Annotated in this window: 22 protein-coding genes and 1 tRNA gene; 6 read left to right on the top strand and 17 right to left on the bottom strand. The window is 43.7% G+C overall.

Annotated elements, in window-relative coordinates; translation table 11 throughout:
• Positions 1–88: 88 nt before the first annotated feature.
• The 3 genes from C5Z26_RS00445 to C5Z26_RS00435 all read left to right on the top strand — a co-directional run bounded on the left by C5Z26_RS00445 (position 89) and on the right by C5Z26_RS00435 (position 3249).
• Positions 89–529, top strand: coding sequence for a universal stress protein (locus C5Z26_RS00445; protein ID WP_105448093.1), 441 nt, complete (start codon positions 89–91; stop codon positions 527–529).
• 214 nt (positions 530–743) lie between these two features.
• Complete coding sequence (locus C5Z26_RS00440; protein ID WP_105448092.1) at positions 744–1625, top strand: ABC transporter ATP-binding protein; 882 nt, start codon at positions 744–746, stop codon at positions 1623–1625.
• A 13-nt stretch (positions 1626–1638) separates the two neighbouring features.
• Positions 1639–3249, top strand: a complete 1611-nt coding sequence (locus C5Z26_RS00435) for an ABC transporter permease (protein WP_105448091.1) — start codon at positions 1639–1641, stop codon at positions 3247–3249.
• A gap of 655 nt (positions 3250–3904) precedes the next feature.
• Here the strand turns inward: C5Z26_RS00435 and C5Z26_RS00430 are convergent.
• The 9 genes from C5Z26_RS00430 to C5Z26_RS00395 all read right to left on the bottom strand — a co-directional run bounded on the left by C5Z26_RS00430 (position 3905) and on the right by C5Z26_RS00395 (position 13302).
• Positions 3905–4294, bottom strand: coding sequence for a hypothetical protein (locus tag C5Z26_RS00430; RefSeq protein WP_105448090.1), 390 nt, complete (start codon positions 4292–4294; stop codon positions 3905–3907).
• 513 nt (positions 4295–4807) lie between these two features.
• A complete protein-coding gene (locus tag C5Z26_RS00425) occupies positions 4808–7885 on the bottom strand; it encodes a mucin-binding protein (RefSeq protein ID WP_105448089.1) in 3078 nt (1025 codons plus the stop codon).
• 547 nt (positions 7886–8432) lie between these two features.
• The gene (locus C5Z26_RS00420; protein WP_105448088.1) at positions 8433–8963 is read right to left on the bottom strand and encodes a phage scaffolding protein; all 531 of its coding nucleotides are present in this window, start codon (positions 8961–8963) and stop codon (positions 8433–8435) included.
• Positions 8964–9154: 191 nt separating this feature from the next.
• Positions 9155–9310 (bottom strand): hypothetical protein, encoded by a 156-nt coding sequence (locus C5Z26_RS12470; protein ID WP_158682760.1) that lies wholly within the window; start codon positions 9308–9310, stop codon positions 9155–9157.
• Positions 9310–9567: a hypothetical protein gene (locus tag C5Z26_RS00415; protein ID WP_105448087.1), complete on the bottom strand. Its 258-nt coding sequence runs from the start codon at positions 9565–9567 to the stop codon at positions 9310–9312. Before C5Z26_RS00415 ends, C5Z26_RS12470 begins: the two co-directional genes overlap by 1 nt.
• Entirely contained in the window at positions 9564–10586 is a 1023-nt protein-coding gene (locus C5Z26_RS00410) for a minor capsid protein (protein WP_105448086.1), read from the bottom strand. Before C5Z26_RS00410 ends, C5Z26_RS00415 begins: the two co-directional genes overlap by 4 nt.
• 222 nt (positions 10587–10808) lie before the next feature.
• Positions 10809–10881 (bottom strand) — tRNA-Arg (locus tag C5Z26_RS00405).
• A gap of 48 nt (positions 10882–10929) precedes the next feature.
• Positions 10930–12279, bottom strand: coding sequence for a DEAD/DEAH box helicase (locus C5Z26_RS00400; RefSeq protein WP_105448085.1), 1350 nt, complete (start codon positions 12277–12279; stop codon positions 10930–10932).
• A 12-nt stretch (positions 12280–12291) separates the two neighbouring features.
• Positions 12292–13302 (bottom strand): Gfo/Idh/MocA family protein, encoded by a 1011-nt coding sequence (locus tag C5Z26_RS00395; RefSeq protein WP_105448084.1) that lies wholly within the window; start codon positions 13300–13302, stop codon positions 12292–12294.
• Between the two features lie 218 nt (positions 13303–13520).
• Here C5Z26_RS00395 and C5Z26_RS00390 point away from each other — a divergent pair, with 218 nt between their 5' ends.
• Positions 13521–13904, top strand: a complete 384-nt coding sequence (locus C5Z26_RS00390; protein WP_105448083.1) for a DUF4828 domain-containing protein — start codon at positions 13521–13523, stop codon at positions 13902–13904.
• 47 nt (positions 13905–13951) lie between these two features.
• Here C5Z26_RS00390 and C5Z26_RS00385 read toward each other — a convergent pair whose 3' ends face one another.
• The 7 genes from C5Z26_RS00385 to C5Z26_RS00355 all read right to left on the bottom strand — a co-directional run bounded on the left by C5Z26_RS00385 (position 13952) and on the right by C5Z26_RS00355 (position 20440).
• Positions 13952–14728, bottom strand: coding sequence for a GH25 family lysozyme (locus C5Z26_RS00385; RefSeq protein ID WP_105448082.1), 777 nt, complete (start codon positions 14726–14728; stop codon positions 13952–13954).
• Positions 14729–14769: 41 nt separating this feature from the next.
• Positions 14770–15648 (bottom strand): MurR/RpiR family transcriptional regulator, encoded by an 879-nt coding sequence (locus C5Z26_RS00380; protein ID WP_105448081.1) that lies wholly within the window; start codon positions 15646–15648, stop codon positions 14770–14772.
• A gap of 111 nt (positions 15649–15759) precedes the next feature.
• Complete coding sequence (locus C5Z26_RS00375) at positions 15760–16632, bottom strand: alpha/beta hydrolase (protein ID WP_105448080.1); 873 nt, start codon at positions 16630–16632, stop codon at positions 15760–15762.
• Positions 16622–17950, bottom strand: a complete 1329-nt coding sequence (locus C5Z26_RS00370; protein WP_234005695.1) for a PTS transporter subunit EIIC — start codon at positions 17948–17950, stop codon at positions 16622–16624. The genes C5Z26_RS00375 and C5Z26_RS00370 overlap by 11 nt, the downstream gene beginning before the upstream one ends.
• Positions 17951–18078: 128 nt before the next feature.
• A complete protein-coding gene (locus tag C5Z26_RS00365) occupies positions 18079–19401 on the bottom strand; it encodes a DUF4097 family beta strand repeat-containing protein (RefSeq protein WP_105448079.1) in 1323 nt (440 codons plus the stop codon).
• Positions 19394–19744, bottom strand: a complete 351-nt coding sequence (locus tag C5Z26_RS00360; RefSeq protein ID WP_105448078.1) for a PadR family transcriptional regulator — start codon at positions 19742–19744, stop codon at positions 19394–19396. Before C5Z26_RS00360 ends, C5Z26_RS00365 begins: the two co-directional genes overlap by 8 nt.
• 138 nt (positions 19745–19882) lie before the next feature.
• Positions 19883–20440, bottom strand: coding sequence for a TetR/AcrR family transcriptional regulator (locus C5Z26_RS00355; protein WP_105448077.1), 558 nt, complete (start codon positions 20438–20440; stop codon positions 19883–19885).
• A gap of 266 nt (positions 20441–20706) precedes the next feature.
• On the opposite strand from C5Z26_RS00355, the gene C5Z26_RS00350 reads away from it, so the two are divergent.
• Both C5Z26_RS00350 and C5Z26_RS00345 read left to right on the top strand, forming a co-directional pair.
• The gene (locus tag C5Z26_RS00350) at positions 20707–22149 is read left to right on the top strand and encodes an MDR family MFS transporter (protein ID WP_105448076.1); all 1443 of its coding nucleotides are present in this window, start codon (positions 20707–20709) and stop codon (positions 22147–22149) included.
• Positions 22146–22895, top strand: a complete 750-nt coding sequence (locus tag C5Z26_RS00345; RefSeq protein WP_105448075.1) for a DUF4811 domain-containing protein — start codon at positions 22146–22148, stop codon at positions 22893–22895. The genes C5Z26_RS00350 and C5Z26_RS00345 overlap by 4 nt, the downstream gene beginning before the upstream one ends.
• Positions 22896–22996: 101 nt before the next feature.
• On the opposite strand, the gene rlmD is transcribed toward C5Z26_RS00345, so the two are convergent.
• Positions 22997–24367 carry a 23S rRNA (uracil(1939)-C(5))-methyltransferase RlmD gene (rlmD, locus tag C5Z26_RS00340; protein WP_105448074.1) on the bottom strand — a complete coding sequence of 457 codons (1371 nt, stop codon included), beginning with the start codon at positions 24365–24367 and terminating at the stop codon, positions 22997–22999.
• Positions 24368–24427 lie beyond the last annotated feature (60 nt).

The following is a 24427-nucleotide window of genomic DNA, read 5'->3' as shown; positions in this document are numbered from 1 at the left end:
CTACTGGAATTACTTGAAAAGGTGCATTTAACTTTCCAAGCAGCACGCCATCAGGTATGATAAAAAGAAATTACTGGAGGTGGGCAGCATGCCTAACAACTACAAACACATTTTAGTTCCTGTTGACAGTTCCGCCCAAGCTCAGGTGGCCTTTGAAGCCGCCGTGAACATTGCGCAACGCCATCACGCTAACTTAACCGCGCTTTATGTGGTTGATGACAATGCCTATCATGCGCCAGCTTTAGATCCGGTCCTCAATGAATTACTGGATGCCGAGGCTGCACATGCTCGGGCCGATATGCATGACCGCCAACAATTTGTGGCAACCACCCCCGTTCCTGTTTTTAAAACCGAAATTACCTATGGCAATCCGAAACGGTCCATTCGTGATTATGCTAAACAACACCCTGACATTGACCTGATTGTGATGGGGGCAACCGGCAAAGATTCGCCACATCGAGTCGCAGTGGGCTCCACCACAAGCTATGTCGTGGACCAAGCCCCCTGTACAGTCACCGTTATTCGCTAGTTCAACTAAAAAACCGGGTGTTGAGAAAAGCGCTCACATGCGGTTTTTTAGGTTGTATGACAGCCGCAATCATCACTGATGACAAGGATTGGTTTGCCTTTATCAATTAGGCCGAAAATCCGGTTATTATTTTTTTGATTGCTATTGACTAGCGAGTCAACAATGACTATGATGGGATTCATCAATTAAGTTAATTTTGAAGGGAGTGCTGATAATGACAGCAATTGTTAACGTCCAAGGACTACAAAAAAAGTTTGGCAAATTTCAAGCGTTAAAAGATATTAATTTTACCGTTAATGCCGGTGAAGTGGTGGGGTTTATTGGACCGAATGGGGCCGGTAAATCAACCACGATTCGTACCCTATTAGGAATCATCAACCGCGATGCCGGTGACGTCACGATTTTTGGCGAAGATGTCTGGCAACATAGTGTGAAAATCCATCAACGGGTCGCATACGTCCCCGGTGACGTTGCGCTGTGGGGAAACCTAACTGGTGGTGAGATTATCGATCTATTTATGCGACTACATGGTCACGGTCACCCCGAAAAGCGGGCCGCACTCATCAAACGCTTTGAACTTGATCCTAAGAAAAAAGCGAAAAATTACTCTAAAGGAAATCGCCAAAAAGTTGGATTGATCGCCGCCCTATCCGTCGATGCTGACCTCTATATTTTTGATGAACCCACTTCTGGGTTAGACCCCTTGATGGAAGCTGTTTTTCAAACAGAGGTGGCCCAACTAAAAGCCGCTGGCAAAGCCATTTTGCTATCCTCACACATTTTAAGTGAAGTCGAACGGCTAGCAGATAAGGTCGTCATCATTCGCAAAGGCACCATCGTCGAATCCGGATCACTCGCCCAACTCCGGCATTTAACCCGGGCCACGATTACAATGGTCACAGCGCAAGATTCCAGCAGCTTACAGGCCTTACCCGGCGTGCATGATTGGGTCCAAAAAGGCACGCACACCACTTTTTCAGTCGATAATGAGGCCCTTAACACCGTTTTATTAACCGCAACTAAATTTGATGTTAAAACCTTTACTTCCACGCCACCGACACTTGAAGACTTATTCATGCGGCATTATCAGGACTAAGGAGGGACCTAAAATGCAAGAAAGTTTTGGTCGTTGGCCACAGTTATGTTGGCAAGCCATCCGTCGAGATTGGCAAAAAATACTGGTCTGGGTCGTTGGGCTGGGCCTATTTTCAGGCGCCTATGTTCCTGCTTTTAAAGCAATCAGTCAAGGTCAAGGCCTGCGCGGCATGTATCTCACCATGCAAAACCCAGCGATGATTGCGATGGTTGGGCCCACCCCCATCAAACACGCTGCCAATTATACGATTGGCGCAATGTATGCAAATGAAATGCTCTTATTCTGTGGCTTATTTGCCATGATTATCGCCGCCTTACACGTGATTAGCCATACTCGCCAGGAAGAAGAACGCGGCTTAACTGAACTCGTGCGTTCCTATCAGGTCGGTCGGCAAGCGAATGCGTTGGCTATTATTTTAGAAACCATTGTCATCAATGCCCTATTAGGCTTGTTAACTGCTAGCGTGATGGTTAGCTTCGGCGTTAAATCAATCACATTATCTGGGGCATTGTTATTCGGCAGTGCCCTTGCCTTAGCCGGCATTTTAGGTGCGAGCTTGGCACTTGTTTGTGCCCAACTAATGCCAACAGCAGCCGGCGCTACCGGCACCTCATTAGGTCTTATTGGCCTGCTTTATTTAAGTCGAGCCGGCACAGATATTAGTCATCTACAGGCGTCATGGTTTAATCCAATGAGTTGGATTTACCTCACTGCCCCATTTACACACAACAACTGGTTACCACTCTGGTATAGTCTGGGCTTTAGTGCCATTCTCATCATCATCGCCTTTATTCTCGGCAGTCATCGTGATATGGGCGCTGGTTTCTTACCAGAATTCGCTGGCCGCGCCCATGCCGGAATAATCCTACGTTCAATTCCCGGGCTTAGCTGGCGTTTGAATCAGGGACCACTCATAAGTTGGCTACTAGGCTTTATCGTCATGGGTGCAGCCTATGGGTCCATCTATGGTGACTTACACACGTTTATCACTAGCAATCCTTTAATCAAACAAGTTTTCACTGCCGCTAACCAGTCAATCGAAGCCGCCTTTACAAGCACTATTATGCTGGTCATGTTAGCATTAGTTGCGATTCCACCGATTATGATTACGATCAAGCTCTTCACTGAAGAAAGTCGTGGTCATTTGGATCAACTCTTCGCTACTAAAATCAGTCGTGGTCAATTATACTGGTCAACGCTGGGACTGGCTTTAGTCACTGGCCTCGTCGGCACCGTGATTGCCACAACAAGTTTAGGACTGGTCGCTTTGCATAGCTTATCGCATCCGACACTGATGCTAACCGATTTTTGGGCAGCGGGTTTTAACCTCTTTCCTAGTGTATTATTTATACTCGGGCTGACTAGTCTCTTGCTGGGCTGGTGTCCACGCCTCAGTAAAATCAGTTACGTCTATCTGGGCTATGCCTTTGCTCTCAATTACTTCGGTAAGCTGTTGCAGCTCCCCGATTGGTTCGCTAAAACCGCAATTCAAACTTGGTTACCACGCTTACCAATCGCTAACTTTGATGGCCCAACGTTTATCACCATTACCTTAATCAGTATTGGGTTAATGGTAATCGGCTGGGTCGGCTACCGTCACCGTGACATGGTGATTGGCGCTTGATTTTACATTTAAGCATGATAATATATATTTTTTTGTTATTTTGGAAGCCTGAAAATTTTACTATATAATGAGTATTATTTTTAACAAGAAGTATCACGATGGCTCGCCCTTAGATTAAATTTTAGAAAAATACACCCAGCGACTTGATGATGTCGTTGGGTGTATTTTTAAAACATCATAACTTTCAAGTTGACCAGCTAAAAAGTTCAGAATTAATAGGCAAATTTAACTCAATTAAGAGGTGGGGGCTTATCAACACAACCAACCAACGGCATAACAGATATCTAACATGATACCTGCGTCATTTGCCTGTCACCCTTAACATCCACACACCTATTCATTAAAGAAATAAATGATTATAAAGATAATACATTAAACCTGACTATGCTATAAGCGGTCAAAAACAGTTAAAAATTAAAACTGAATATAGTAAAAACCAGCTATCCTATAGCTTAACCTAAGTCAAATTAGATAAACAAGGTAATAGTTTTAATTACAATATTTAGCCAGCTCGTTAACATTTCCACTTTTCTACAGGCTGAATTAATGACATGCCCCTCAGTACCTGTATAATGATCGATTGCTTTTATAAATCCAGCTAATGATATATATTTTGTAGTCTTTGATTTCACTGATTTAGGGCGCTTTTATACAGTTATTCTCTCATTAGAAATAAGTATATGATAATTTTAAATACATTAATCAAGGACCAATATAGCAAACATATGCATGCTATTACACCGATAATAAGATTTGAATTTATTAATTGATAAATGCCAATAAGTATCACGAATGAGCAAAAAGAAAACCATTCTAAAAAAACTATTGCTTTATGATCAGATAGATAGCTAACGCGCTCATCATCGTATTTACTATTGGCATTTACAGAACTATCTTTAAAGTTTAAGACGGCCAGAATCAAAAAGGACAACGCAACTAGTAAGTCCTTTGCAACCGGTAAGGTAGCCAGATAATCTTTTACCGTAAAGAAAGAAAAAACAACAAACATCAAGCTTAGTACTAAGAAAATTAATTTGTGCTTCATTTGTCCCTCCCATTATTCTTTCAATATTTTTATCAAACAAAATTGCTAATTTATAGATCGAATTTAAGGAAGACTGGTACACTCTCTTTTCAATCAATATTAGCGTTCAACAGGTCACGTATACCCTTTTTACAACTTGAAATTGCGTCATCCATTTTTATGAATAAAAAAGATACCCATACCCAGTCAAATTTTAGCACTACCCATCACTACCAACAACATCAATCTCAATTCACCTTAAAGTCTATTCTGAATCTGTAATATCAACTAGATAAATCTGCCAACATAATTTATCTCACATAAAAAAGCCCTGCCGCAGCAAGACTTCCACTTATTGATTAAGCCTACATGAACTTCAGGACTAATCTTTATTCAATTTATCAGTACCGATCTCTTAACTATTGATAACGAACTAGAGGTCCTGAAAAAAGCACACCTATTTATCGTTACCAACAACGATTAGCACAGAATCCTTTTGATTTTAACTATCTTATCTTAATCTCACAACTTTGATTAACGCTTACGGTACCAGTAACCAGAAAGGCCAAGTAAAGTCAGCATTAAACCACCTAATACCGCCCACCAACCAGTCGACGTCTCATTCGTTTGTGGTAAAACCGTCGCCGATTGTGTTTTCGTCGGTCGTATCATTGCTGGTTGCATTGGCGTTAATCCAGTCTGCCGCTCGTTAGTCACTACTTGAACAGTATCGGCCGTTAAAGTCGTTGCTAATACTGACTCTGGCTTTGAAACAGTATTCACTGTATCGGCATTTGAACCAGCGTCTGACTTCGAATCCAGGTCCGGTGTTGGCTCTGGGTCTGGTACTGGCTTTGGATCCGGTGTTGGCTCTGGATCCGGTGTTGGCTCTGGATTCGGTGCTGGCGTTGGGTCCGGATCCGGTGTTGGGTCCGGATCCGGTGTTGGGTCTGGGTCTGGCGTTGGGTCTGGGTCTGGGTCTGGGTCTGGGTCTGGCTCTGGCTCTGGGTCCGGTGTTGGGTCCGGGTCTGGTGTTGGGTCCGGGTCTGGGTCTGGTGTTGGTTCCGGGTCCGGGTCTGGATCTGGTGTGCTAGGATCAGTGATTGCCTGATAAGTAACCGTAACTTGACTATCATCCTGATCAGCAGTAACCCCGCTCATCACCGGCACCGTCAACTGGTCAGCTTGATAACCAGCAATCACCGGCGAAGTCTGCGCAGCAAAGCTCGTTTGGGGTGCTTGCCAAGCCGACCAGCTAGTTACCCAGTCTACTAAATCTCGTTGACCGGTCCGCGTAAATAAGAGCTGCTGGATCTTATCAGCGGCCGCCGAAGTGCCGTCAGCATAAACATAATGAATGGTTCGGGTCACGGTCTTGGTCTCAGTTATATCAACAATTTGATGACCCAATCGCACCGTATAAGTTGGGGCTTGATCATCAAAAATTATCCCGGCACTGGGAAAACCATCTTCAATCAATTCGTAGCCTAAATTAAAATAATGTTGAATCATGGCATCAGTTTGATACGCACTGGTACTGCCCTGTACGCCAGTAATGATTTGTTCAGTCAAAGTCTGACCCGTAGTACTGTCAACATAAACAATCGTTACTTGCCCATCCGCGACTGGGACACTCGCATCTTTTTGATAAATATAAGTCACGGTCCCACCAGCTTGCGTTAATGTCCCATTGGCTGCTAAACCATGGCTGTCAATTGCTTTAAAGGTATAGCCCTCAATGGTCCGTGCCGTTGTAGTATAGGCTTCATCAACCCATTGCCCCGCCGGATAGGTTGCCGTATCAGTTGCTAACACGTTGCCAGCTTCATCAACATACTGAACCTTCACATCACCCGCCGCTTGCTTAGCCACCGGCGAAAAATACAACTTAATCGTTTGTGGATCAGCTGTATACGTCCGTACCAAGTTGTCGGCATCCGTTTTGACATAATCGTAACCAGTCAGAGCCGTATATTGGGTTAGATCCACCGTATCACCAAGTTTTTGATTAACCCCTAATGTTTCAGGATTTTTAATCACTTCGCCAGTCGTGGCATCTAAATAATTAACTTGAATACTAGGATTATCCTGCCAATTCGCCTGCCGGTAAATCATGGCATCCGTGATTAGTAGCAACCGCTGACCAGTTGCATCACCATAAGGAATCCTAAAATAATACGTGCCAGCAGCGTCGGCCTGATGCAAATAACCCCATTGACCATACGATAAGTAATCATCTGTTTGGACTGGCGCATCAATTCGATACTCGCCATCACCTAAATAAGTAATTGGATCCCACTCACTACCATTTCTGGGAACACTGTTAGATTGCGTATTTTGATGGTATAACGTCTCACCAGCTAACCCAATTTGTTCAGTCGCTTTGAAGACCAGCGGCTGACCAGTCACAACATTAATCGGATTAGGACTAAGATAAGTCTGAGCAACGGCAAATACCCAAACATTCGCTAACTGATTGATACCGCCTAACACTGAAAAATCGGTTAAACAATTTCCAGATAAGTTTACTTCCCGAAAGACACTTGGTTTAGTGTATTGATAGCCATTGTTCAAGAAATCCGTTACCCAACCACTAATTTGGGCCAACTGAGCATTGGTCATGCCATCAAAATTTTGATGATAGTTTGCATAGATATCAGTATTACTTGCCGCTAACGTCACATACTGTAAGTTGGCCGTCGCAATTTTGGTTAACGGCGTTAAATCAACTTTACTGAAATATCGCGTATACAAGGATAATTTATTGAAATTGATATTTTCTAATGGTGCCAAATCAAACCCGTTTTCAGCCTGAATTTTTAGCTCTAACGAAAGTTTCACACTGGTTGGTAGTTCTGCCAAGGCTTCCAAACCAGTTAGCGACGTAATCTCAGGATTAGTCTCACTAGTCTGACTAATCGTTAGGCTAGTCTTTTTGGTATGACGAATGTCCCCCATCGTTAACGACGCATCGGCCGCCAGACCTAGGCTATTCTTAACACCCGCTAACAAATTAGCATCCGCCATCATTACTACAGTTGCATCATCATCAACGGTGGTTGCCACAGCGGTTGACGTTACTGCCGCAGCCATAGCCTTCGTTGTGGACTGAGTTGTGGCCTCACTTACATCAGCAGTAGTAGCACTAGCGACACCGGTCTGACTTTGGGTCGCTTCACTGGTTGCTGTCGCAGCACTGCTGGGCACCGTTGACGACGTGGGTGCGGCTACCGCTGACGTCGCACTAGTTGCAAGTGATGTACTTGCTGAAGCAGAAGCCACCCCAGCTGAAACTGAGCTAGTTGTGGTCACTGAAGCCGCTGAATTAGCGGTTGTCGAATTGGCCGCAATACTAGCCACACTCGCTTGTGACGTATCTGTTGCACTAACTGGCGTTTGACTTTCAGTCGCTTTCAACGACACTTCACTTTGTTGAAGTTGATTAGTTTGCTGATCATTTTGAGCGGTATCAGTTGTCCCCGTGATGGGAGTCGTCGCTGCTTGCACACGATCTTGTACAGCAAAAATTGTCCAAGACAACGCGACAACAACACTAGTTGTTAACCAAGTTGACTCATTTTTGGTGTTTGCTAATCGACTATACATCCACATCTGGATTTCCCCCTAAGTTTATTGATTCTACCCCAGTTAATCATTACAGTCCTTTTAAGTTCTCGTGTTTTTAGATTAGTGTGCTTATAGATTTATCACCTTAATCAATTATATGCCATCACCTGATTAATGTCTATATTCATCATATAATTACGATTAATACCATAATTATGAATAAAAAATAACATAGTTTTTATTAACAATAATCAGGATAAGTCTTGATTATTGACAATAGTTTGATTTATTGCAAACAAAAAAGGCCCAATTCATCACTGAATTGAACCCTAACTGTTGAACAAAAATTAACCGAAAATACAATCTCAAATGACCCCATTTAGAGTACAATGTCCTATTTATGCACTGATATTACAGTGTTTAGTTCTGCAATGTGCACCAATACCTATGCGGGTACAATACATAACTAAAGAATTTCAGCAAACGAACTCCAAGGAATTATTTAGATAAGTATAAACACATAGAAAGTTTTTCCAATTGTTGATAAGCGTCTGCATAGTTAATTGTTGCCATAATTTAAGTTCCTTCTTTCTTATTGTTGTTTAAATGCGTCTACCATGGCTTGGGTAGGGTTGTCATCTTGGGGACCACCGCCACCATTTGGCTCATAATGAGTCTGCTTACCTTCATCGAATAAATAGCCATCGGATTCCTTTAACGCTGCTACTTGATCATCAAAGCCTTCTAACTTGCCATCATCCGTCAGCTTGACCTTATCCATATCAAGCAAACCACGGACTGCTCTGGGATTGCGTGCCTTAGCGCCAGTCAATGCGGACTCTAATACGCCGTTTAGTTTGGTCTGTGCAAGTTGCGTTGTTAAACTCTGAGTATCCTGGTCGTATTTGGCTTGTAGGTCAGTAACCTGCTTGGTTAGGCCCTCATTGTCCCCGACCTGTTTCTTCAAGACTTTCATATCCTTGTCACGAGTGATTAGTTGGCCCTTCAACGTTTCATTTTCTTGCTTGATACTGTCAATGTCACCAAGTGATGCCTTAGCGTTTTCGATATCATGGCCGTTAGTCTCCATGATGGCGTTGATTTGTTCTTCGGTCAGACCCATTTTATGCTTCACGTTTCATTATTAACCAATCCTTTCACGCTTTTATTACGCGGTGCGACCGCAACTCAAGGCAAAATAAATAAACCTTTTTACGTCTTGCTAGGGACAATTTGGGTATAAAAATAGCACTCGACTCAATTGTTGGGTGCTTTATTTTTTAATATTCACTAATTCATCAAGCTGGGTAGAATCTAATCCAGATAACCTAATTCTTTAGAATCTAACTGATCCAACCATCTAGGAATGTTTAAATTATCATTCTCTTCTTCCGATGGAAAATTATCATCAGGATCATTTAACAATTGCGTTGCAATCCAGAACTTTCTTTCTTTACTTGGCTCTAGCATCAGTCGCCACCCACCTTTCCAAATTCAAATTTATATTTCTTAGCATAATCGCTTAATGCTAATTCTTGACTTCTTACTTCATTATAACCCATATGCATGTATTTCTTAATATTAGTACCATACAATCTATTATCATTTTTATTAAATTTGATTAAATTCCCAGTATACCAATATACTGATCCATCATGCCCAACTGTTAACCCAATTCCAACAGTTCCTTCTTTTGATTTTTGACTCAAGGCTGAAATATCACTCAATGAAGGTGGATATCCTGAAGGGTGACTGTGTAATGAAATATATTGATTCTCAGAACCAGATTTAAATGTTCTCGTACTTGATTATTATAAACAACCCCTTTAGTTTTAGTCGCCTTATTAGATAGGGCAATTGTCTTACCCGATTTCATATCCAATAGATAATAGTCTTCAAAAGGGGTTCCATTTCTATGCTGAAGCATTTTACGGCTAATCTTAGCAATCTCTAGACTGATTTGTGACAATCTTTCATTTGAATGAATCTTTTCTTCAAACGACTTACTACGAACATATTTTAAATTAGTTCCATAAGTTCCCGAGCTTAGTTTTTCTTCATGTTCTTGATTAATCATATCTTTCCATTCATTGAAAGACATATTCTTAATAATCTTACCTTTGCCAGTCTCGGGGTCACGCATCCAACGCTCCCCAATCTCTGGCAAATCTGCAATATATGGCACCGTAGTACATCGACAACGGGGATGAATCAATGGGCAGTTAATCCCTGCCTTACGTTCAGCCATTCTAAAGTGTCGACCATCTAAGTGACCACAAACAGTACAGGTATGGCTTTCCAGCGTTGCCATGTACTCGTATTGGTCAATATCGCTCTCTTCATAACTCTTCGCAGTCGCTTCCTCGGCAACATGCCCCATCTCGGATGCAACCAAGTTGTGAATTTTATTCCGCTTGACGTCTTGGAATTGTGCGTGCATGAGCTGACCAACTTTTTGTGGTCCCCAGCCCATCACTGTCGCTCTAAAGATAGCATCCATCAAATAGCTGGGTAGTTCTTGCTGGTAGTTCTTCCAAATCCGTTTAGAAAAGTCCTTACCATCCTTGGCCCATGGTGAAGACACCACCATCTTTAGCTGAGTCTCATTAAACCGTGCAAAATCTGCTGTAAACGAACCCTTTTGAGCTTGGGTATCGTAAGTAGTTCTCATATACGTGTCATTGTATTGCTCGGCTAATGCGGTGCCCATGCTTTTAGTCTGACTTTGAGCCAGATTTTGGGTCAACTATTTCATTTGTGACTCTAGCGATGACAAACGGGCCAAACGTGAGCGATAATACTCCCTGTGGCTCTAAGCTCGATGGATGGTTTGGTGCATAAATCTTCTAAAAATGCTTAATGTGCACCAGAATGTCTTTTTATACCTCTTTTAACATTTTATAAAAAACAAAAACCGCTTCATATCAACGTTTTGCGTTGATATGAAGCGGTTAGGCTAATATTCAAATGACCCCATCCGGACTTGAACCGGAATCAACCGCTTAGGAGGCGGGTGCCCTATCCAGTTGTGCTATGAGGCCAAAAATCAATCCGTCAAATATCATCTCACGGATTGAAATAAATTACAATTACTTATCGCCGAAGCGGTCACGATTCTTCTTCCGCATCCCTTTTTTCTTGGAATGCTTATTGTGACCCTTTTTCTTTTTTTCATTAGCCATTGGCGCTGCTGACTCAGTAGGTGCTGATGTCGCCAAAGGCTTAGCTTTACCGGTAACCGTAGTTGAGGTAGCCTTAACAGCTTGCCCACTAACCGATGATGCGGCAGTGGCAGTCGTCGGCTGGGTTGGTGCCACTGGTTGTACTTTGGCGGGTTTTGTATCAACAATCTGATAATCCACCAAATAGCCTGGCTTAATCTCATAATCCGTGGGCTTCATCAACTTCTTGAAGTCCCGCACATCATGATCGTCTCCCATCGTTAAGACTAAGCCAGCGGCTCCCATCCGACCGGTCCGACCGCTACGATGAATGTAGGTGGTCACATCTTTAGGCAACTGATAGTTAATCACTGCGGGTAGCTTTGGTAAATCTAAGCCACGCGCCGCTAAGTCAGTCGTTAACAATAAGGCGACTTTTCCTTGCCGGAACAGCCGTAGCGCTTTTTCACGTTCAACTTGGCGTTGCCCACTCGTCAAAGCGACATAACTCACATGTTGATGCCGTAATTCCAATGCCACGTGTTGTAACTCTTGCATCTTATTGAAGAAAACTAAGGCCCGGAACTTATCGGCCCGACTAATCCGTTTCAATAAGTCAACACGATGACGGTTCCCAACTTGTAACGTCCGATGGCGAACAACCCCTTGGGTCTGGTCAATCGCCCGCACGTCAATTTTTTCAACTTTTTGACCAAACCAACGTGGTAATTCATCTAAAATTTTAGTTTCGGTGGCAGAGAAAAAGCCTAATTGTAGCGTCTCAGCAAAAGTAGCATCTAGAATTTCTCGGATTTGATCCAACGTCTCATCCGTCAATAATTCGTCCGCTTCATCAATAATCATCAGCTTTAAATGGCCCAGCTTGAGCTTGCCATCCGCAATCAGATTAGTCACCCGACCAGGGGTCCCAACGACTACTTCTGGATGTTGCTTGAGCTTTTCTAGTTGGCGCTTAATATTAGCGCCCCCGGTAATGGCCAGAACTTTAGCATCAATTAATTGGGCCCAGTCCCGAACCACGGCGGTTGTTTGCATGGCGAGTTCTTGCGAAGGTGCTAGAATCAACGCTTGAGTACCAGCCCCAACCGTTAAACCAGCCAACATTGGCCAAGTAAATGCCAACGTTTTTCCTGATCCGGTTGGTGCTAACCCTAAGACAGACGTTCCCGCCGCCATTGGTTCCGCCACTGCAGTTTGAATTGGTGACTGCTCAGTAAAACCTTGCGCAGTAAATTTTTCTTTAAATACGTCTAACATAGTTCCTCATTTCTAATTAGCCGGCGTATCCCGTTCGTCCGCCTTAAAATAAAGCCGACCGGATTGCCGTAAATTAAATAATAGTTTATTAACGTTGCGACTGAGTTGTCGCCAAGCTTGATAGTCGGCCTGATGGGTCGTAGGGTCATTAATCACGGCCGCAAAATCACGTGCTTCGGCGATCATCGGATTCTTATCCGGGGTCACCCCGAGATTAATGGCTAACCCATCGGCATCGTAGTATGTGACTCGACCCAACTCCGCCGCATTGTCCATGACAATTGTATCGCGCAGACCATTGATTTCAGATGGCAAATAAGAATTACTCGTCTTCCCCACATTCAAAGTGACTGTAAAGCTTGGGTAGCGCAAAACGGCAACCCCTTTACCATCAACCTTGGTCCTGGTTAAAGTCGGATAATAAGCCACTTCATCAGGCATTCCGAACCAACCAACCGCATCATAAGCCAAGTAAACACCTAAGTCTTGCAAGGCGCCACCCGCAAATTTTGGCGAGAAAATATTCGGTTCTTTCCCGGCCAGCACCGCATCATAGCGTGAAGAATACTTCATGTAAGTTAAGGTCGCCCCTTGAAGCTGATCAAGCTTGGCAATTTGTGCTTGCACGCGTTTGAAGTTTTCTTCATGAATCTGACGAGCCGCTTCGAACAACAACACTTGCGGATGAGCCTTTAAACACTCATCCAATTGTTCAAACTCGGCTTGGTTAGCAACCGCTGGCTTTTCCACAATGACATGCTTGCCATTTTCAATCGCTTGTTGCGCTTGGCTAAAATGGAGGCTATTTGGAGAAGCAATATAGACTGCTTCAAAAGTCGCCGCCTTGAAAAAATCGTCAAGGTTATCAAAAGTGTTCGTCGCCCCGTTTTTAGTGGCAAATGCTTTAGCCCGGTCTAAATCACGCGAATAGACCGTCGTTAGCTGCCAGTCACCCGACTCATGGGCCGCATCAATAAATTGTTGCGTAATCCAGTTAGTCCCAATGATTCCTAATTTTAACATACTAAGACCCCCTCTCGATTTTTTGTAACCGGTTTAATTTTGATATCAGTCAGATTACTTATGATTACAGTTTAACAGTTTTATGGCATAAATATTACTATATTACCTAAAAGTAACACTAGTTTAAATGGTTTACTAAAAACACCATATTTCGTGACGTTACCCATTCTTTAGTGGTATATTTTAGAGGTAAACTATTATGAAAGAAGGTTGATCCGGTGAAGCGACGTGGCGCCATTTTATTTGGCTTATCCTTACTGGCAGGACTCTCAAGCACCCTCATCCGCAAACAACACCCTTCAAAAACAAACCGTGGCGATTTAGCTGTTTTTTACGCTGGGACTTGGACCTATCGCGATGAAGACCATCACCGGGACCACAAATTAGAGATTGACCCTAATATGATTATCCGGATCGATGGTCGCGCAATGCCGGCAACGGTGGAATCGATTTCACCCAGTGCCCTAGTCTTACTTGATAAATATGGCTTTCATTTAGAAATTAAAGCCAACGAACAACGGCCTGTTACGTTATTTGATGAGGCCGACAATCGTAATTATGTGATTTTATCGCCTAATCAACTTGATAAAATCAGTGACTAAAATTAGCCTGGGCTAAAACCCAGGCTAATTTTGACTGCTCAAACGGCTTAATTCAAACCAACGCCAATTAATTTTTGAAATGCTGACTCATCGCCATTATAAATTAAACCCGTAAATTCTTGACTAACACCACTTTGACGATAAACGGCGCGCTTCGCATAACTCATAAACATGACGCGTTGTGAGCGACCATGTGTCTGCGCCGTATCTAACCACAACGGCGTTTTTTTGATGACTGGCTTAACTAACGTCTTGGCTAAGCTCGGCGTGACCCAAATCACACACTGCCGCTGATAATAGGCCGTCAACTTTAAAACCAACTGCCGTAACTGGCGTTGCACCCGTTTGGTTGCAAGGGTCTTCGCCGTATAATCACCATAATACTGAACCTGAATCCCGATGGGGAGATTCCCGATATTGTCGTTAACTGTTTTTTCAAAGTAAGCGGCCTGCGCTTGTCCCGAGGTTGAAAAGCTAAACACGTGATACACGCCGACACCTAAACTCGTTCCCAAAATCCGCGCATAATTATTCGAAAAGTTATCATCCGTATAACTCGCACCTTGCGTTGACTTGAGGTAAACAAATTTTAAGCCATCGTTTTGTAAGGCCGCAAAGTCTAAATACCCATCCGCCTGTGTGACGGCCACGCCACGGACATCAAAGCCACTAACCACGGCACTTCGTTTCAATTGTAGCCACTGCCAGCCCCCAAAGATCAGCCCTAATATCACTAATAACACGGCCCACCAGCCCAAGCGTCGTCGCCATTTAGCAGCACGCGTCTGGGCATAAATTGGTTTAAAAGGTTGTCGTTTTGCCATCTATCAATCATCCCATCTTGAAAATACTGACCTAACGCAGGCTAGAGTTCTGTTCGTGTTTGACTGATTGCATCCCGGACACGGCCCAAACTAGCCGCCATCTCAATATTTCCGTGCACCGCCGTCATCAAAAATAAACTATCAATAATACTCATTTGCGCAATCAACGAAGTCAAGCCTTCGGAGCGATAATTCACTTCTTCGGCGACTGAAATGAAAGCTACCGTGCTCGCTTTAGCCAATGGTGAATTGCCAAAACTGGTTAAAGCAATAACCGGCACTTGTTGGCTTGTCAGCGTACTTAAAAGTTGTAAGGTCTGCTGATTCCGACCGGTATGTGAAATAACCACTGCAACATCCTTAGTGGTCATCTGTGCAGCTTGCATCAGTTGCATATCATAATCACTGTTATAGGCACAAGAAATCCCCGTACGGATGAACTTATGATAGCCATCAAGGGCCGCTACCGCCGAGCCCCCCAGACCATAAAAACCAATCGTCCGCGCACCTAACAATAAGTGCACCGCTTGTTTTAAATCAGCTTCAGTCATCACTTGACTGGTCTGATCGAGTGAACTACGAATACTATTAAACGCAGTTTCAGCAATACCTTTAAACGTCGTTTGTTTTTCGACGTCTTGAAACGCTTCGGCATTGGTGCGTTCTAACGGTTCTGCAGCCGTTAATTCACGTGAAAAATCACGAAAGCTATTAAAGTTAATACGTTTGACGAACCGTGATACTGTGGCCGTTGAAATGCCCACGGCTGCCGCCAAACTCGAAATTGATTGGGCCGCCGTCTTAACGGGGTCCTGAATAATGTAATCGGCAATTTTTCGATCCGTCGGACTTAAATTAGGATAATACGACCGAATCAAGGTCAAAACCCGATTACGATGTGTGGGTGCTTGTCTAGGCAATCTGACCACCTCCATGACCAAATTTTACCACAGTTTCGCAACCGACCACAGCTTACACCTAACCCGTCCTGGTTTACTGGCATCATCAAGCTCAACTGCCGCCGGTGCCTTTTAATTATCCGTCGCACTGATTAGATGCTTCTGCTTACTACTTTGACGATTCAAAATATATTCTTGAATCAGATGCACGATTTGCTGATTTTGCGGTAAATCTGAATGCTGTGCATCGCCACCCGTCACCGTAATTTCCGTGTAATGTTTGACTTGGCCCTGGTACACATACTTGCCAGCCTCAACACTACGCGCAGGGACTAAGCCATCCGTATCGTAGTTTTCCGTGCCCGCAACTGAATAGACCGCCAATTTTTTTGGTATTTTTTCGCGATACTTAATAAAATCAGCCAGCATTTGTGTCTTATGACTTAAATTGGCTTCCGAGAAGTTATAAGGTGATCCAATCGTCATCATCCGTTTCACCGTAATATCATCACGATTAAAATAATGCTCCAAAAAATACGTATAGATTAAGCCACCATTGGAATGACCAATCGCTTTAAAATTATTAAATTGGTATTTTTTAGCCAACTGCTTAAAGGCCAGTGAAAACCAATAAGCTTGTTTCTTGATATTATTATAACCATCTTTATTATTCTCAAAACCGACCACAATAATTGGTTCATTATCGCGCGGACGTAAGGCCCCCGAAGACGTAATCCGATTGTCGGTATGCACGGTTAACTTAATTAAACTATGCTTTTTTTGCGTCGTTTTGTTTAGCCGGGTCACGAGGGTGTCAAATCGATTCTGAGTTGCGCTACTCCCAGGAATCATGATTACGGGTGAGAGCTGTGAATCATGTCGCCCCGTCATCGACGCCACGTTACTTCTAGTCCACGTGTAAGCCGGCCAGACTAACACAGCCAAAAAAAGCACCGCTATCCCGAGGACGACTAAGAGCCGCCGTTGTGTTAATTTAGCTTTCATGATTAGTCACCTCCCGCCGGCGACTTTCGACTTCCGCCGCTTGGATGGTTGCTTCTGCCAAACGCATGAACGGCAGATAGATTAACACCGACAAGCCTAGATCAATCATGCCCAACGCTAAGGCGACCCAGTTACCATTAGTGCCAATAAAGGCCACCAATGGTCCGGGCGTCCCAATCGGCACCGGATAGACCATCGGCGGCAACCATTTGGCGGCGATGACTAGGGCCGCTAACCCCATATTGACCACCGGGGCTAACACAAAGGGAATCAAATAAATGGGATTATATAAGATTGGTAGCCCGGTCATGATGGGCCCGTTATTATTGAATAACGCGGGTAACACGCCCAGCTTAGCGACAATCCGATAATGGGGTTGTTGACCACGTAAATAGATTGCGATGACTAAGGCCAGTAACATCCCAGTCCCACCAAAAGTCCCGAAAGCATGATAAAGGGTATTGGCCGTATCTGGATATGGCACGTGCATCGCGGAATGATGACTCAAAGCATAATTCAAATTAGCCGTCGTGGCCGGGCTACTAACCATCAGACGTTGTTGGTACGGTCCCGCAAAGCCTAAAATTTCTAATAATAACGTCAAGATTGCCATACTAAAGGTCAACCACAAGCTATGACTCGTGGTCGCAACTTTTTGAACCGTACCTAATAATTGCTCCGGATAATTGACAATAAAGACCCAATTTAAAATTAAACTGACCCCGACAGCCAGTCCCAAGACCAATGTCATCGGCAATAACGCCCCTAACGTACGCTTTAAAATTGGCGGATTTACCGTTACTTTAGTGTGCGGTGCTGGTTGTCCTAGCCACTGAAAGCAAGCACCGGTCACGCTGCCCACTAAAATGGCACCGGTAATCCCGTTAGCCCCTAACAGCGCCGTGGTAAAGATACCATGTGATTGGTCGGTATACCGATAGGCCACTAGCAATAGCGCAATTGCGCCAGTCAAGCCAGCTAACTGGTCATCACGGTGGTGCAATTTGGCGTGATACTTGGCCGCCCCAAAAGCCGCAATAACAGCGACACTATTCAACGTTAAATTCGTTAAATTATCAAACGGATAATGCCAATAGCGATAATATGGCACCCATTTCGATAAATGAAAAATACTGGCGATGAACCCTGTTTTGGTTAATACCGTCACTTGAATAATTTGACTAAACGAGCCAATCAATACAAATGGAAATGTCAGCATAACAGTCCGTTGCACAATTTGATAAAAGTTCGTTTGCCGCATACGCACAATGGTTGGTACTAATCGCTTAATTAATTGCTGTTCACTAATCCCCAACATCTTGTCCCCCCACTCCCTCTAAATAGCCTAATTAGATTATAGGCCGTTTCCCCCTTAAACTGGTAGTAAACTTATTCTGAATATAAAAAAACGTTTGGACAACCCAAACGTTTCCTGATGATGACAAGTTAATATAATCGAATTGATCCCGATGTCGTCCGACCTTTGACTTGGTAGTGCGGCGTCGTACCGACTTGCCCCGCTTGATAGCCATCGGCAATATGATCCTTAACTGCATTAGCGGGGGCAACTACGCGACCACTATGAGCCTCCAACTCAAACCAATAGCTGGTATCGGCCGGTAAGGCTAACTTAATCGCGCCACTTTTGGCATCCAAATTAATATCGCCCGTTAAACGATCAAAGCTAAGTTTAATCGCACCAGATTTGGCATTCCAACTCCCACCGCCAACTAATTGCGTACCTTGAATACTGCCACTCGTTGCGGTTGCGGTAAATTGGCCGGCTTGAACATCGGCCAACCGTAACCGGCCACTCTTAACTAGCATGCCTAACTGTTCAGTCACACGCAATTGATCTAATTGTAAGCTGCCCGAGACGATGTCGGCGCTTAAGGCACGAGCGCTGACCGTTCCAATCCGACAACTGCCACTAACGACCCGTAAACTCACCACGCCTAAATTTTCCAATCCGGCCATTAACAAAGCACCTGAGCGACTAGCCACACTGAGGTCCCCCATAAATTTAGCTGGCACATGAATCTGAACGTGCACCCGTAATGGAATCAGGAAGGGCACTTTACCTTGGGCCACACTTAAAGCACTTCCGACTTGAGTCGTTTGCGCATAATAGGCGGCATTATTATGATTCATGTATTCGCGCACAATAATTTCATCATCTGCGCCCACGGTCGGTAAAATTTTTACCCGTGCTGAACGATAAGCAATCGACAGTGTTGTCAGCGCCGCCACTTCAAACCGCTGTTCATTAACCAAACGCAGGTTGTCTTGATATTCCCCCGCCAAATTCAACGGTTGCACGGGATCACCAAAATTAGGCTTAACGCCCGGTCGCCCTTCAATATTAATCCCATCTTCATTAAAGACGACCTTACCAAGCTTTAAACCGGACGCATCCGCCTTAATTGCGCCATGATTAATCGAAACACCCGTCGCATCCATCTTTAGCGTTTCACCATCATCAATCATTAGACTGTCGTCATCAATCACCACCCGATGGGCATGTAAATCAGCATTCGTTCCATTTTCAGCATTAACTTGAGCAATCAAGTCATGGATATCACCAAAATCACTAAAAGCTTCGGCTACAGCCGCTTCAGCACTACCACTCGTTGCCAGCTTATCATTAGCCGCCTCATTTAAATCTGTTGCTAATTCAGTCTTTAACTCCGCTAAAGCGGGGGTCATCGTCTGCTGCTTAAAATACGTGGCTAAGCGCATCGCCACCAATTGTTCAATCTTCTCACTCATGCTTATCAATCCTTCCTAAAATCAAATCATCAATCACACGTTTGGCAAATTGCCATTCTTCAGTATTATGGGCCAAAGTTTGTTGGCCTTGAGTTGAAATCTGATAATATTTACGGCGACCGCCTTGGGTCTCATTTCCCCAATAACTCGTAATGTCACCATTTTTTTCTAACCGTCGAAAAACGGTATATAACGTGGCTTCATTGATATCGTAAGCGGCATTGCTCAACGTCTTAATCGTCTTCGCAATCGCATAACCGTAACTATCACCCTGATTTAAAATATTGAGGACAATCGTGGTCGTATGCCCACGAATGATCTCTTTTGAAATCGCCGGCTTCATGCTTAACTTCCTTTCAAAACAACTATTATGTGTCACACAGTAATTCAATGTTAATAATGTAACACCAATTACTGTGTGTGTCAAAGTAATTGGTATAAAAAAAGATGCTTGGGATTGCACCCAAACATCCGCACCAACTTAAGTTAATTTTTCTTGATCGATAGCCAATTGCATCGTTTGCGTAAAACGCACGTCTAATGCATCCGCTGGCATCGTAAAGAAGCCGCCGATTTCTTGGAGAATAAACCCAAATAAAGTCGACCGATATAAGGTATTTTCAACCCGAGCACTATCATCGAGCTGCAAAGGCCGAAACATATCTTGATACAATTTAATCAACGCTTTTTGGGTACGCGGACTTTTCAAATCATCTTTTAAATTCAACAATAATGGAGCTAACCCCACGTGTTGCTTACAAGCTGCTCGAAACTCTTGTGCGAAAACCATTAATTTTTCTTCTTCACCGGTTTCAGCTAGCTTATCGACCAAACGATCAGAAACACTCTGAACGAACTGTAGCCCAACCTGATCGAGTAAATCACTCAAACTATCCACATAATTATAAATTGATTGTGGCCGGACATCTAAGGCCATCGCCAAATCACGGATGGTCAATCCACCCAATCCATTAGTTTCAATTAATTGATTGGCGGTTGCCAATACCTTGGCTTGCGTTAATGTTCTTCTCTTTATCATGTGATCCCCACTCTCAAAATTAATTCGTTTATTATTATAACGCATTAACTGCTTTAAATGTGACTTTCAGCATACCGCTAAAACCGGAATTAAACCACATTTAAATCGGTTACAATTGCGAACTTTAAGCTTTATTAAATTTCAATTCTATTATTAGTTAATTTACATAAACATCGTTGCACAGTTTAATTTTTTGACCAAAAGGATTATACTAGCCTCAAACTGATTTGGACAGTTTATAAATAAAAGCAACGGAGGTTGCATCGATGGATACCAATGGTAAACGTTACAGCCAAGTCTGGCTAACAATCACCTTATTACTGGGAACGTTTTGTACAGCGCTCACGACTAACATGCTCGTGACCGCTTATCCCACCTTAATGGCGCGCTTTTCAATTTCTAGCGCGACCGTACAATGGTTAACCACCGGCTTCTTGCTCGTTATGGGCATTATGATTCCGGTCAGCGCCTGGTTGCTCAATAATTTTAGTTTACGGCTCATTTATACCGCCGCTTTAGGTTGTTTTTTAATTGGCCTAATTATTAGTTACACCGCGCATAATTTCCAACTAATCTTACTCGGTCGGCTGGTACAAGCCATCGGGATTGGAATCACTTTTCCCACGATTCAAACCGTCCTCTTAGTCATCTTTCCACCGGAAAAACGTGGCACAATGATGGGGCTAGGCGGGATTGTCATCGGGCTAGCGCCAGCGTTAGGACCCACTGTTTCTGGTTGGATTCTTGACAATGCCAGCTGGCGAGATCTTTTTGGCATGATGATTCCACCGGTTGCCATTATTTTAGTGCTCGCTTGCTTTACAGTTAGACCGGTCATCCCGATTAAAAAATCCCCCATTGATGCCTGGGCAATCGCCTTATCGACCATTGGCTTTGGGAGCTTGTTATATGGCTTTTCATCCGTTGGTAATCACAGCTGGACATCCGGTATTGTCATTATCAGTATTATTATCGGCCTGATTTTTATTGGTTTATTTGTTTGGCGTGAATGGCCACGGAAAGCCCCATTATTAAACATCCGGCTCTTAAAAATCCCCTCATTTACAATTGCCTCCATTATCACCGCATTAGCCAATACTGCGATGATTGGGGTACAAGTTGTTTTGCCAATGTATCTGCAAAATGTCCGTGGACTCAGTCCGTTAGATTCTGGCTTAACGATTCTGCCAGGGGCCTTACTTTACGGCCTAATCAGTTTGCTTAGTGGCCGGGCCTATGACAAAATTGGTGGTCGGCGGTTGGCCTTAATGGGCATGTTCTTGTTAACGTTAGGCACGCTACCGTTTTCAATGCTCACACAGCACACGCCGTACACCTACATTATTTTTGAATACATTATCTTAATGAGTGGCGTGGGCTTAGTGACAATGCCATTAACTGCTGCCAGTTCGATTGATCTCAAAGGGATTCAACTCAGTCATGGGACCGCCATTAATAGTACGATGCGCCAAGTGACCACTTCCATGGGGACCGCCATTTTAGGGAGTGTCTTAGCGAACGTGACGAGTAATGCGAATCCCGTCAAACACTTGCTACACACGGCACCGTTAGCCTATCAAAAACAAGCTTACAGCGCTGCCATGCAAGGCTTTCACGCGGCCTTTCTCGTTGCAACGGCCATTGGCTTAGTGGGGCTAATCTTTGCCTTCATGGTTAAGGACACGCCTAAAGGAGGTAAAACCGTATGATTTTAATTATCCTAATAATCGGTTTGCTCGGCTTTATTGTAGGCTTCTTAGCCTTGAATCACCCTGTTCGGCAGGTGCTGATTGGCGGTGGTGGTCTGCTGGTCTTAACTATCGCTGCCATCATGATGATTGGTAATGATAATTGGCATTGGGGCATGCACACGACGACGGCCACGACCACCACGACCTTAAGCTCTGCAGTTAAAAACAATTATGTTTCACTATTACTTTATGAACCCATTAAAAAATCCAACACTGAAAAAGTTTATGTTTACCGAACCCCGTCATCGACTAAACAACAGCACACCGCCGTTAGTTTGACGACCACTAACCACATTGCTACGACGACAGGCACGACGGCACAACTCGTCACGACGACGAAACGCTGGACTTATAATAACAACGTTTGGCGTGAACTCTATCGCTGGACTGGGACGCACCAGACCTTAATCAGTCATCACAATACTTTTAAAGTCCCGAGCACCTGGGCCACCTTAAGTGTGAGTCAAGCTAAATGGTTGGCTAGTCAGGCTAAAACAATTGACGCTCAGGCCAAAACGCAAGTTACGGCAGCTGTTCAGGCCCAAGTTAAGCAAGCTGTTGCCGCACAACCCAACATGACTAAGGCTCAGATTGCCGCCTTAACTAAAACTGTCACCCAAAAAGCCACCGCTCAGGCCGAACAACAAGCCCCAGCGATGATTACCAAATTAGTTAAACAAGCGCAAGCCCGGTCTATTCATTAATTAATTACGAAAAAGCTGCTGCGATACAGTCGCGGCAGCTTTTTTAGCTTGATCACGCCGAAACAAAAAAAGCCTGACCCTTAAGTCAGACTTTAATTTGATTAGTTTCGTTCTAAGACCGTAACACTTTCAATATGTGGCGTTTGTGGGAATTGGTCCACTGGTTGAATTGGCGCACTCACATGGTACCCATGTTCGCCAAAGCGTTGTACGTCACGAACCAAAGTCGATGGGTTACAACTAATGTAAACCACCCGCTTAGGTGCCATGGCAGCAGCACTTTCAATAAAGGCTTCATCAAGCCCTTTACGTGGTGGATCAACGACAACAACATCCGGTTTAACGCCGTCTTCTTGCCACTTAGCCATCACCTTTTCAGCACTGCCCAAGACAAACTTAGCATTACTAATGCCGTTTTTATCTGCATTTTGGCGGGCATTATCAATCGCAGCAGGCACAATTTCGACCCCATAAACTTGCTTAGCATGTTGCGCCATGGTTAATGAAATAGTCCCAATCCCAGAATAGGCATCAATCACAGTTTCATTTCCGGTCAACTTAGCTTGGTCGATAGCTAACTGATAAAGCTTTTCAGTTTGTTGTGGGTTCACTTGGTAAAATGATTGCGCTGAAATCGCAAACGTCAAGCCTAACAATTGGTCATTAATAGTGGACTTACCAGCTAGCACGTTGTTAACTGGTCCTAAAATGACGTTAGTCCGCTTTTGGTTGACATTCTGAATAATGCTAACGACTTCTGGTAAAGCTGCTTGAATCTCTTCTACAACCACATCAGCCATTGGCAAATGCTTCGTCCGGGTGACAATCACAATCATCATTTCATGACTGTAGTACCCCCGGCGCACCATAATCGTCCGAATCGTCCCACTATGATGAAATTCATCAAATGGCGTTTCGTGGTACTTCCGTAAAATATCGCGCACGATAACAATCGCCTTATCAATCTCAGGGTCTTGAATATAATAATCTTCGATTGGCATTAATTGATGGCTACCTTTTTTGTAAAAGCCAGTCGTTAACTTACCTTGTACTTGGCGGACGGGAACTTGTGCCTTATTCCGATATTGCGTTGGATTTTCCATCCCAATGGTTGGTAAGACTTCCACATCGTCCATATGAATCTTAGTGAATAATTCGGCAATCTGATGTTGCTTGAACTTTAATTGTTCGCTGTATTCCAAATGTTGTAACGGTGCGATCCCGGTCTGACGATAAACCCGGCCTTTAGGGTTCACCCGATGTGGACTAACTTGTTTAATTTGGTCAATTTCACCAAACGCAAAGTTTTTCGTCGTTTTAGTGACCTTAATAGACATCTTTTCTTCTGGTAAGGCATTTTCAATAAAAATAGGATAGTTGTCGACTTTAGCAACCCCCATGCCTTGATAAGTCAGATCCATAATCTCGACATCTAAGACTTGGTCCTTATAAACTGGTAAAGTGGTTTTCATTAATTTCCTCTTTTTTCTTTCTGATTAGATGAGTTTTTATTTTTTTGAAACGGTCTCGGT

It is taken from the genome of Lactobacillus sp. CBA3606, assembly GCF_002970935.1.
GTDB lineage: Bacteria > Bacillota > Bacilli > Lactobacillales > Lactobacillaceae > Lactiplantibacillus.
Note: the sequence above shows the minus strand (reverse complement) of the source record. Positions and strands in the feature narration are given on the sequence as shown.

Excerpts from the sequence above, each read along its gene's own strand:
- C5Z26_RS00370 (WP_234005695.1), bottom strand. The coding sequence starts at position 17,950 with ATGTTGGGGATTAGTGAACAGCAATTAATTAAGCGATTAGTACCAACC.
- rlmD (WP_105448074.1), bottom strand. The coding sequence starts at position 24,367 with ATGAAAACCACTTTACCAGTTTATAAGGACCAAGTCTTAGATGTCGAG.
- C5Z26_RS00420 (WP_105448088.1), bottom strand. The coding sequence starts at position 8,963 with ATGGGTCTGACCGAAGAACAAATCAACGCCATCATGGAGACTAACGGC.
- C5Z26_RS00440 (WP_105448092.1), top strand. The coding sequence starts at position 744 with ATGACAGCAATTGTTAACGTCCAAGGACTACAAAAAAAGTTTGGCAAA.
- C5Z26_RS00350 (WP_105448076.1), top strand. The coding sequence starts at position 20,707 with ATGGATACCAATGGTAAACGTTACAGCCAAGTCTGGCTAACAATCACC.
- C5Z26_RS00385 (WP_105448082.1), bottom strand. The coding sequence starts at position 14,728 with ATGGCAAAACGACAACCTTTTAAACCAATTTATGCCCAGACGCGTGCT.
- C5Z26_RS00345 (WP_105448075.1), top strand. The coding sequence starts at position 22,146 with ATGATTTTAATTATCCTAATAATCGGTTTGCTCGGCTTTATTGTAGGC.
- C5Z26_RS00375 (WP_105448080.1), bottom strand. The coding sequence starts at position 16,632 with ATGAAAGCTAAATTAACACAACGGCGGCTCTTAGTCGTCCTCGGGATA.
- C5Z26_RS00435 (WP_105448091.1), top strand. The coding sequence starts at position 1,639 with ATGCAAGAAAGTTTTGGTCGTTGGCCACAGTTATGTTGGCAAGCCATC.
- C5Z26_RS00425 (WP_105448089.1), bottom strand. The coding sequence starts at position 7,885 with ATGTGGATGTATAGTCGATTAGCAAACACCAAAAATGAGTCAACTTGG.
- C5Z26_RS00400 (WP_105448085.1), bottom strand. The coding sequence starts at position 12,279 with ATGTTAGACGTATTTAAAGAAAAATTTACTGCGCAAGGTTTTACTGAG.
- C5Z26_RS00365 (WP_105448079.1), bottom strand. The coding sequence starts at position 19,401 with ATGAGTGAGAAGATTGAACAATTGGTGGCGATGCGCTTAGCCACGTAT.
- C5Z26_RS00355 (WP_105448077.1), bottom strand. The coding sequence starts at position 20,440 with ATGATAAAGAGAAGAACATTAACGCAAGCCAAGGTATTGGCAACCGCC.
- C5Z26_RS00445 (WP_105448093.1), top strand. The coding sequence starts at position 89 with ATGCCTAACAACTACAAACACATTTTAGTTCCTGTTGACAGTTCCGCC.
- C5Z26_RS12470 (WP_158682760.1), bottom strand. The coding sequence starts at position 9,310 with ATGCTAGAGCCAAGTAAAGAAAGAAAGTTCTGGATTGCAACGCAATTG.
- C5Z26_RS00395 (WP_105448084.1), bottom strand. The coding sequence starts at position 13,302 with ATGTTAAAATTAGGAATCATTGGGACTAACTGGATTACGCAACAATTT.
- C5Z26_RS00430 (WP_105448090.1), bottom strand. The coding sequence starts at position 4,294 with ATGAAGCACAAATTAATTTTCTTAGTACTAAGCTTGATGTTTGTTGTT.
- C5Z26_RS00360 (WP_105448078.1), bottom strand. The coding sequence starts at position 19,744 with ATGAAGCCGGCGATTTCAAAAGAGATCATTCGTGGGCATACGACCACG.